This is a genomic window from Citrobacter sp. Cu096 (assembly GCF_030332285.1).
GTDB lineage: Bacteria > Pseudomonadota > Gammaproteobacteria > Enterobacterales > Enterobacteriaceae > Citrobacter > Citrobacter meridianamericanus.
Genome location: NZ_JAOWID010000018.1, coordinates 557,749 through 566,456, shown reverse-complemented (window position 1 = coordinate 566,456; position 8,708 = coordinate 557,749). Strand labels below are relative to the sequence as shown.

9 protein-coding genes and 1 rRNA gene are annotated in these 8,708 nt (G+C 51.9%); 7 read left to right on the top strand and 3 right to left on the bottom strand.

What is annotated here, in order from left to right; all coding sequences use genetic code 11:
- Positions 1 to 363 (bottom strand): 16S ribosomal RNA (locus OGX99_RS04075); the annotation flags it as partial.
- Between the two features lie 366 nt (positions 364 to 729).
- Positions 730 to 1,296 (bottom strand): D-glycero-beta-D-manno-heptose 1,7-bisphosphate 7-phosphatase, encoded by a 567-nt coding sequence (gene gmhB, locus OGX99_RS04070; RefSeq protein WP_042312133.1) that lies wholly within the window; start codon positions 1,294 to 1,296, stop codon positions 730 to 732.
- Between the two features lie 189 nt (positions 1,297 to 1,485).
- Here gmhB and metN point away from each other — a divergent pair, with 189 nt between their 5' ends.
- The 7 genes from metN (at position 1,486) to OGX99_RS04035 (ending at position 7,957) form a co-directional block, all read left to right on the top strand.
- Positions 1,486 to 2,517, top strand: a complete 1,032-nt coding sequence (gene metN / locus OGX99_RS04065; protein WP_003018468.1) for a methionine ABC transporter ATP-binding protein MetN — start codon at positions 1,486 to 1,488, stop codon at positions 2,515 to 2,517.
- Positions 2,510 to 3,163, top strand: coding sequence for a methionine ABC transporter permease MetI (locus OGX99_RS04060; protein ID WP_003018471.1), 654 nt, complete (start codon positions 2,510 to 2,512; stop codon positions 3,161 to 3,163). The genes metN and OGX99_RS04060 overlap by 8 nt, the downstream gene beginning before the upstream one ends.
- 44 nt (positions 3,164 to 3,207) lie before the next feature.
- Positions 3,208 to 4,023 (top strand): methionine ABC transporter substrate-binding lipoprotein MetQ, encoded by an 816-nt coding sequence (gene metQ, locus OGX99_RS04055; protein ID WP_151216812.1) that lies wholly within the window; start codon positions 3,208 to 3,210, stop codon positions 4,021 to 4,023.
- 116 nt (positions 4,024 to 4,139) lie between these two features.
- Positions 4,140 to 4,544, top strand: a complete 405-nt coding sequence (gene rcsF / locus OGX99_RS04050) for an envelope stress sensor lipoprotein RcsF (RefSeq protein WP_151216811.1) — start codon at positions 4,140 to 4,142, stop codon at positions 4,542 to 4,544.
- Positions 4,541 to 5,248 carry a tRNA (N6-threonylcarbamoyladenosine(37)-N6)-methyltransferase TrmO gene (gene tsaA / locus OGX99_RS04045; protein WP_151216810.1) on the top strand — a complete coding sequence of 236 codons (708 nt, stop codon included), beginning with the start codon at positions 4,541 to 4,543 and terminating at the stop codon, positions 5,246 to 5,248. The genes rcsF and tsaA overlap by 4 nt, the downstream gene beginning before the upstream one ends.
- Positions 5,249 to 5,361: 113 nt before the next feature.
- A complete protein-coding gene (proS, locus tag OGX99_RS04040) occupies positions 5,362 to 7,080 on the top strand; it encodes a proline--tRNA ligase (protein ID WP_286542737.1) in 1,719 nt (572 codons plus the stop codon).
- 52 nt (positions 7,081 to 7,132) lie between these two features.
- The gene (locus OGX99_RS04035; protein WP_151224589.1) at positions 7,133 to 7,957 is read left to right on the top strand and encodes a YaeF family permuted papain-like enzyme; all 825 of its coding nucleotides are present in this window, start codon (positions 7,133 to 7,135) and stop codon (positions 7,955 to 7,957) included.
- A gap of 47 nt (positions 7,958 to 8,004) precedes the next feature.
- Here the strand turns inward: OGX99_RS04035 and nlpE are convergent, their stop codons facing one another.
- Positions 8,005 to 8,706: an envelope stress response activation lipoprotein NlpE gene (nlpE, locus tag OGX99_RS04030; RefSeq protein WP_151216807.1), complete on the bottom strand. Its 702-nt coding sequence runs from the start codon at positions 8,704 to 8,706 to the stop codon at positions 8,005 to 8,007.
- Positions 8,707 to 8,708: the final 2 nt, after the last annotated feature.

Sequence of the window (8,708 nt, the reverse complement as noted above, 5' to 3'; positions counted from 1 at the left end):
TCCCCACTGCTGCCTCCCGTAGGAGTCTGGACCGTGTCTCAGTTCCAGTGTGGCTGGTCATCCTCTCAGACCAGCTAGGGATCGTCGCCTAGGTGAGCCGTTACCCCACCTACTAGCTAATCCCATCTGGGCACATCCGATGGCAAGAGGCCCGAAGGTCCCCCTCTTTGGTCTTGCGACGTTATGCGGTATTAGCTACCGTTTCCAGTAGTTATCCCCCTCCATCGGGCAGTTTCCCAGACATTACTCACCCGTCCGCCACTCGTCACCCAAGGAGCAAGCTCCTCTGTGCTACCGTTCGACTTGCATGTGTTAGGCCTGCCGCCAGCGTTCAATCTGAGCCATGATCAAACTCTTCAATTTAAGTTTGATGCTCGTGAATTAAACTTCGTAATGAATTACGTATGTTCACTCAGAGACTTGGTATTCATTTTTCGTCTTGCGACGTTAAGAATCCGTATCTTCGAGTGCCCACACAGATTGTCTGATAAATTGTTAAAGAGCAGTTGCGACGCGCTTTAGCGCTCTGTCGCGAGGTGGCGTATATTACGCTTTCCTCTTTCAGAGTCAACCCTCATTTTCAGGTTTTTCTCTTCAACCGGACCGGCTGTTTGTGTGAAGTGATTCACATCCGCCGTGTCGATGGAGGCGCATTATAGGGAGTCGAATCAGGAAGACAAGCGGAAAAATGCTTTTTTGTTTCAACCGCTCACCTTTTATCCATTACGCTTACTTTTGCTGCTTTTTTATCGCCATTGGCAGGTCTGCCAGACTATTTATGACCAAATCCGCCGCATTTTCTGCTTCCGGCGTAACAGGTTTCCCCGTGCGCACCAGAACCTTCGTGCCAACATTCGCAGCTGCCGCCGCCTGCATATCTTCTATTTTGTCGCCCACCATATAAGAAGCGGCCATATCGATGTGCAGGAAGTCTCGGGCGGAGATCAACATTCCAGGATGCGGTTTACGGCAGTCGCAAACCTGACGATACTCTTCTACAGTACCCTGCGGGTGATGCGGACAATAGTAGATGCCGTCCAGATCAACGTCGCGATCGGCCAGCGACCAGTCCATCCATTCGGTCAACGTTTCAAACTGTGCCTCAGTAAATTTACCGCGAGCGATACCAGACTGGTTCGTCACGACAATCAGCGCGTAACCCATATTTTTAAGTTCACGCATGGCATCAATAACGCCGTCGATAAACTCGAACTCGTCAATCTCATGTACGTAACCGTGGTCCACATTAATGGTGCCATCACGGTCGAGAAAAATTGCGGGTACAGATTTTGCCACCTTTTATAGCTCCTGAATAAGGCATGTGGCCCTAGTATCGCATGTTTCGGCGGGCAAGAAAGTGCTCATCGTGCAAAGCTAGATTGATTTAGACGTCTGGATGCCTTAACATCCATCTTGTTGACGGCTTCGACCGTCCCTGACAGACGAAAATGCCACGACTAACTTAATTACGATAATAAATAACTAATGATAAAACTTTCGAATATCACCAAAGTGTTCCAGCAGGGGACTCGCACCATTCAGGCGCTTAATAATGTCAGCCTGCACGTTCCTGCCGGGCAGATTTATGGCGTCATTGGCGCCTCCGGTGCAGGTAAAAGTACGCTCATCCGCTGCGTTAACTTACTTGAACGCCCAACCGAAGGCAGCGTCCAGGTCGGCGGTCAGGAGCTCACGACGCTTTCTGAGTCAGAGCTGACCAAAGCTCGCCGTCAAATCGGCATGATTTTCCAACACTTTAACCTGCTCTCTTCCCGCACCGTGTTTGGCAACGTCGCGCTACCGCTGGAACTGGATAACACACCGAAAGAAGAAATTAAACGCCGTGTAACAGAGCTGCTGGACTTAGTCGGTCTTGGCGACAAGCACGACAGCTACCCGGCCAACCTTTCCGGTGGACAAAAACAGCGTGTGGCGATCGCCCGTGCGCTGGCAAGCAATCCCAAAGTGCTGCTGTGTGATGAAGCAACCAGCGCACTCGATCCGGCAACAACCCGATCGATTCTGGAATTATTGAAAGACATTAACCGTCGTTTGGGACTCACCATTCTGCTGATTACCCATGAGATGGACGTTGTAAAACGCATTTGTGACTGCGTGGCGGTCATCAGTAATGGTGAACTGATTGAACAAGACACCGTCAGCGAAGTGTTCTCACACCCGAAAACGCCGCTGGCACAGAAATTTATTCAGTCCACGCTGCACCTTGATATCCCGGAAGATTATCTGGAACGGTTAAAAGCCGAGCCAGAAGCAGACAGCGTGCCAATGCTACGCATGGAATTCACCGGTCATTCCGTTGATGCGCCATTGCTCTCTGAGACGGCCCGCCGCTTTAATGTGAATAACAACATTATTAGCGCGCAGATGGATTACGCCGGCGGTGTGAAGTTCGGCATCATGCTGACTGAAATGCACGGTACACAGGAAGATACACAAGCAGCCATTAACTGGTTGCAGGAACACCATGTAAAAGTAGAGGTACTGGGTTATGTCTGAGCCGATGATGTGGCTGCTGGTTCGCGGCGTATGGGAAACGCTGGCAATGACCTTTGTGTCCGGTTTTTTTGGTTTTGTGATTGGCTTGCCGGTTGGCGTGTTGCTGTACGTCACGCGCCCGGGGCAAATCATTGAGAACGCGAAGCTCTACCGTACACTCTCTGCGCTGGTTAATATTTTCCGTTCCATCCCGTTCATTATCTTGCTGGTATGGATGATTCCATTCACCCGCATGATTGTTGGCACATCCATCGGACTGCAGGCCGCTATCGTCCCACTGACCGTCGGCGCCGCGCCGTTTATCGCCCGTATGGTGGAAAACGCCCTGCTCGAAATTCCAACCGGGCTGATTGAGGCCTCCCGTGCGATGGGCGCCACGCCGCTGCAGATTGTACGTAAGGTTTTACTGCCAGAAGCGCTGCCTGGACTGGTCAATGCGGCCACCATAACCCTCATCACGCTGGTTGGTTACTCCGCGATGGGGGGCGCCGTTGGTGCCGGTGGTCTTGGGCAGATTGGCTATCAGTACGGTTACATTGGCTACAACGCTACCGTAATGAATACAGTGCTGGTATTGCTCGTCGTTCTGGTTTATTTAATTCAGTTATCCGGCGATCGCATCGTCCGGGCTGTCACGCACAAATAACGTTGCACACAACACAAAAAACTCATTAAGAAAAGGAAATAAGCATGGCGTTCAAATTCAAAACCTTTGCGGCAGTTGGAGCCCTGATCGGTTCTCTGGCACTTGTGGGTTGCGGTCAGGATGAAAAAGATCCTAACCACATCAAAGTGGGCGTTATTGTTGGCGCAGAGCAGCAGGTTGCCGAAGTCGCACAGAAAGTAGCAAAAGAAAAATACGGCCTGGACGTTGAACTGGTCACGTTTAACGATTACGTCCTGCCTAACGAAGCCTTGAGCAAAGGCGATATCGATGCCAACGCCTTCCAGCATAAACCGTACCTGGATCAGCAGATCAAAGATCGCGGTTACAAACTGGTTGCCGCAGGTAATACTTTTGTTTACCCGATTGCGGGCTACTCCAAAAAAATCAAATCACTGGATGAACTGCAGGATGGTTCACAGGTGGCGATTCCAAACGATCCGACTAACCTTGGCCGCTCCCTGCTGCTGTTGCAAAAAGTGGGCTTAATCAAACTGAAAGACGGTGTTGGCCTGCTGCCGACCGCGCTGGACGTGATTGAAAACCCGAAAAACCTGAAGCTGGTTGAGCTGGAAGCGCCGCAACTGCCACGTTCCCTGGACGATGCACAAATCGCACTGGCGGTCATCAACACCACCTACGCCAGCCAGATCGGCCTGACGCCGGCAAAAGACGGTATTTTTGTTGAAGATAAAGATTCCCCGTACGTAAACCTGATCGTGACGCGCGAAGACAACAAAGATGCTGAAAACGTGAAGAAATTCGTTCAGGCATACCAGTCTGACGAAGTATACGAAGCAGCAAATAAAGTCTTCAACGGCGGTGCTGTTAAGGGCTGGTAAATTTAGGCTGTTTCCAGAATCTGTAATATCATCAGGACGGGCGCTTGCCCGTCTTGTCATTTATGCAAGCACCTGATTCAATATCTGACGTTTAGATCATTCATTGAGGAAATATTATGCGTGCTTTACCGATCTGTTTAGTAGCACTCATGCTGAGCGGCTGTTCTATGTTAAGCAGATCCCCTGTTGAACCCGTTCAAAGCACCGCTACCCCACCTAAAGCGGAGCCGGAAAAACCAAAAGCACCGCGCGCGACGCCGGTAAGAATCATTACTAACGCTGAAGATTTAGTGGGCAAACCGTTCCGCGATCTCGGCGAAGTCAGCGGCGAATCCTGCCAGGCATCCAACCAGGATTCCCCTCCAAGCATTCCAACCGCACGCAAACGCATGCAGATTAACGCATCTAAAATGAAAGCAAATGCGGTATTGCTGCACAGTTGCGAAGTAACCAGCGGAACGCCGGGTTGCTATCGCCAGGCGGTTTGTATCGGTTCTGCACTGAACATTACGGCGAAATGAGCCATTTTCAGTTCGAGCAAATAGGCGTTATCCGCTCACCTTATAAAGAAAAGTTCGCTGTTCCACGTCAGCCAGGTTTGGTGAAAAGTGCCAGCGGCGAACTGCATTTGCTCGCACCCTATAACCAGGCCGATGCCGTTCGCGGCCTGGAAGCCTTCAGTCATTTGTGGGTGATTTTTGTTTTTCACCAGACAATGGAGGGTGGATGGCGTCCAACCGTGCGCCCTCCTCGCCTGGGCGGCAACGCCAGAATGGGGGTCTTTGCCACGCGTTCAACGTTTCGTCCTAACCCTGTTGGCATGTCGTTAGTTGAGCTGCGGGGTATTCGCTGTCATAAAGAGCATGTAATCCTTGAGCTCGGTGGACTGGATCTTGTTGATGGCACGCCGGTCATTGATATTAAACCGTATCTGCCGTTTGCCGAGTCGCTGCCCGACGCGCGCGCCAGCTATGCACAGAATGCCCCCCAGGCCAGCGTAGACGTGACGTTCAGTGACGAACTTGCTGAGCAACTACCAACGCTCGAAAAGCGTTATCCGCATCTTCGTCAGTTTATTGCCGAAGTGCTGGCGCAGGATCCGCGTCCTGCCTACCGTAAAAATGAGGAAGAAGGCAAAACCTATGCCGTCTGGCTGCTGGACTTTAACGTCCGCTGGCGTGTCACGCCGGCAGGATTTGAGGTCTTTGCGCTGGAAGCCCGCTAATTTGCGTCGTGTACTCTTTTGACATCCCTTTCTCGCTGGTAAACTAAACCACTTTTGTTTTGTGCCAGGCTCGTTTTGAGCCTGTTCGATCGTTCAACTGGAACCGTAACAACATGCGTACTAGCCAATATCTGCTCTCCACTCTGAAGGAGACACCTGCCGACGCCGAAGTCATCAGCCACCAGCTGATGCTGCGCGCCGGGATGATCCGCAAGCTGGCCTCCGGGTTATATACCTGGCTGCCGACCGGCGTGCGCGTCCTGAAAAAAGTCGAAAACATCGTGCGTGAAGAAATGAACAACGCCGGTGCGATCGAGGTGTTGATGCCGGTCGTTCAGCCTTCTGAACTGTGGGAAGAGAGCGGCCGTTGGGAACAATACGGCCCGGAACTGCTGCGTATTGCTGACCGTGGCGATCGTTCGTTTGTACTCGGTCCAACGCATGAAGAAGTGATCACCGACCTGATCCGTAATGAGCTGAGCTCTTACAAACAGCTGCCGCTGAACTTCTATCAGATCCAGACTAAATTCCGCGACGAAGTCCGTCCGCGTTTTGGCGTGATGCGCTCCCGTGAATTCCTGATGAAAGATGCCTACTCTTTCCATACTTCTCAGGAATCCCTGCAGGAAACGTATGATGCGATGTATACCGCATATAGCAAAATCTTCAGCCGTATGGGCCTGGATTTCCGTGCAGTACAGGCTGACACCGGCTCCATCGGCGGCAATGCCTCTCATGAATTCCAGGTACTGGCGCAGAGCGGCGAAGATGACGTGATCTTCTCTGACTCCTCCGACTACGCGGCCAACATTGAATTTGCCGAAGCGCTTGCGCCGAAAGAACCGCGCGCAGCGGCAACCCAGGAAATGACGCTGGTTGATACGCCGAACGCGAAAACCATCGCCGAGCTGGTTGAACAGTTCAACCTGCCGATCGAGAAAACCGTGAAAACCCTGCTGGTGAAAGCGGTTGAAGGCAGCAAATCTCCGTTGATTGCCCTGCTGGTTCGCGGCGATCACGAGCTGAACGAAGTCAAAGCGGAAAAATTGCCGCAGGTTGCCAGTCCGCTGACCTTCGCCACCGAAGAAGAAATTCGCGCGTTGGTGAAAGCAGGTCCGGGATCTCTGGGGCCGGTGAACATGCCGATTCCGGTAGTTATCGACCGTACCGTTGCGGTAATGAGCGATTTTGCCGCCGGCGCCAACATCGACGGTAAGCACTATTTCGGTATCAACTGGGATCGCGACGTGGCGACGCCGGAAGTAGCTGACATCCGTAACGTGGTTGCAGGCGACCCGAGCCCGGACGGTAAAGGTACGCTGATGATCAAACGCGGTATCGAAGTGGGCCACATCTTCCAGTTGGGTACCAAATACTCTGAAGCGATGAAAGCCGCCGTTCAGGGCGAAGATGGTCGTAACCAGACGCTGACCATGGGCTGCTACGGCATCGGAGTCACTCGCGTGGTTGCTGCAGCTATTGAACAGAACTTTGACGATCGCGGCATTGTATGGCCAGACGCTATCGCGCCTTTCCAGGTGGCGATTCTGCCGATGAACATGCACAAATCCTACCGCGTTCAGGAGCTGGCTGAGAAGCTGTACGCTGAACTGCGCGCGCAGGGTATCGAAGTGCTGATGGACGATCGTAAAGAGCGTCCGGGCGTGATGTTCGCCGATATGGAGCTGATCGGTATTCCGCACACTGTCGTGCTGGGCGACCGTAACCTCGACAACGACGATATCGAATATAAATACCGTCGTAATGGCGAGAAGCAGCTGATTAAAACAGGCGACATCGTCGACTACCTGGTCAAAGCTATTAAAGGCTAATACCAGCGCAAGGCCCTGAGGATCAGGGCCTTTTTTACATGGATTGTATAAAATGCTTAAACCAATGGCGTATTACCGCCTGCACCTCCTCTTCTGTCTTCTGCTTTCAGCCTGCACGATTGACGTCAGTCAGCAAAATTCATCGGCAAAGGCTGTTGATGCCCAGGCAAAGAAATGGGAGGTAAAACTCCAGCATCAAAGCTCATTTACCGATCAAGCGCTGCATGAAATTACTGATACCGACCTCAGGCCAGGCGACCTGCTATTCTCCTCCAGTCTTGGGGTGACCTCATTGGGTATTCGCGCGTTCAGCACCTCTTCTGTCAGCCATGTGGCCGTTTACCTTGGCGGTAATGAAGTTGCCGAAGCGACCGGGGCGGGAGTACAAATCGTTTCGCTCAAAAAGGCTGAAAATCACAGTGATAAGCTTTTTGCTCTGCGGGTACCCGACCTCACTCCGCAGCAGGCCGAAGAAATCAAAACATTCGCTTATAAAATCAAAGATAGCGGCTATAACTACCGCGGCATCGTCGAATTTATTCCGTTTATGGTGACCCGGCAAATATGTTCGTTGAATCCTTTCTCAGCGGATTTTCGCCAGCAATGCGTTAGCGGGCTGGCAAAAGCACAGTTGAGCAATATCAGCGAGGGAGAAAAGAAGGCGTGGTTTTGCTCCGAATTCGTAACCGATGCGTTTGCCACCGCCGGACACCCGCTAACGCTGGCGCAGTCGGGCTGGATTAGCCCTTCCGACCTGATGCATATGCGCGAAGGTGATATTTCCGCGTTTAAGTCTGAAACGCAGCTACAGTATGTCGGCCACCTGAAGTTAGGGATTTATATCAAAACCAGCCGTTTTGTTGGATTGACCCGATAAGGAAAAACTGCCCGGGCGATCGCCGGACAGTTTTTATAAGCAGCAGATCAATCAGCGCAACTCTGGCCAGGGATAAACTTAATTTCTTTATCCGCTCTTAAGGTTTTCACTGGCGCGCCCGTATCAGGATTTTCTTCCATCGTGAAGTGCCCTTCCACCGTAAGCAGAACTGCCTTATCCGTTGCACCACGCGCAGTCAGATAATCTCGCTCCAGTTGTGCATTGTTCGCGACAGAGACTCTTTTACCCGTCGCACAATCAGTGAAAGTTGCCGCGTCAGCCATATAGAAGTACATCCCTCGCATCGGCATTGGCGTCACTGGTAAGCTGGCGGAAACTGGCTGGAGGGTGTAGTTGAACTGCGACTCTATCGGATTACCTTCACGATCGAGCATTTCCAGCGCTTCACCTTTTGCGCGGTAGTACGATTTTTCGCCTTTACTGTCCGTCAGGACCAGTTTGTCGGCTGTACGCGCCCATGTGCCATAAGAGGCAAAAGAGGACGGTTCATCCCGTACGCCCTGGTAGCGTTCGTTCATCACCCATGTGCCGTCTTTTTCCAGGAACAGAGAAGTTTCAATCCCTTCGCAGTCCGCGCAAGGCAAAATGCCGCGCCAGCTTTGCTGCATCGGTTTTAATTCTGCCGCCCGCGTCGGCTGTAGTACTTCGACTTCAGTACGGTTGTTACAGCCGATCAAGGAAAAGAGCGTACATGCAGCGACTACGGACAATATTGCTGTTTTCACTATGA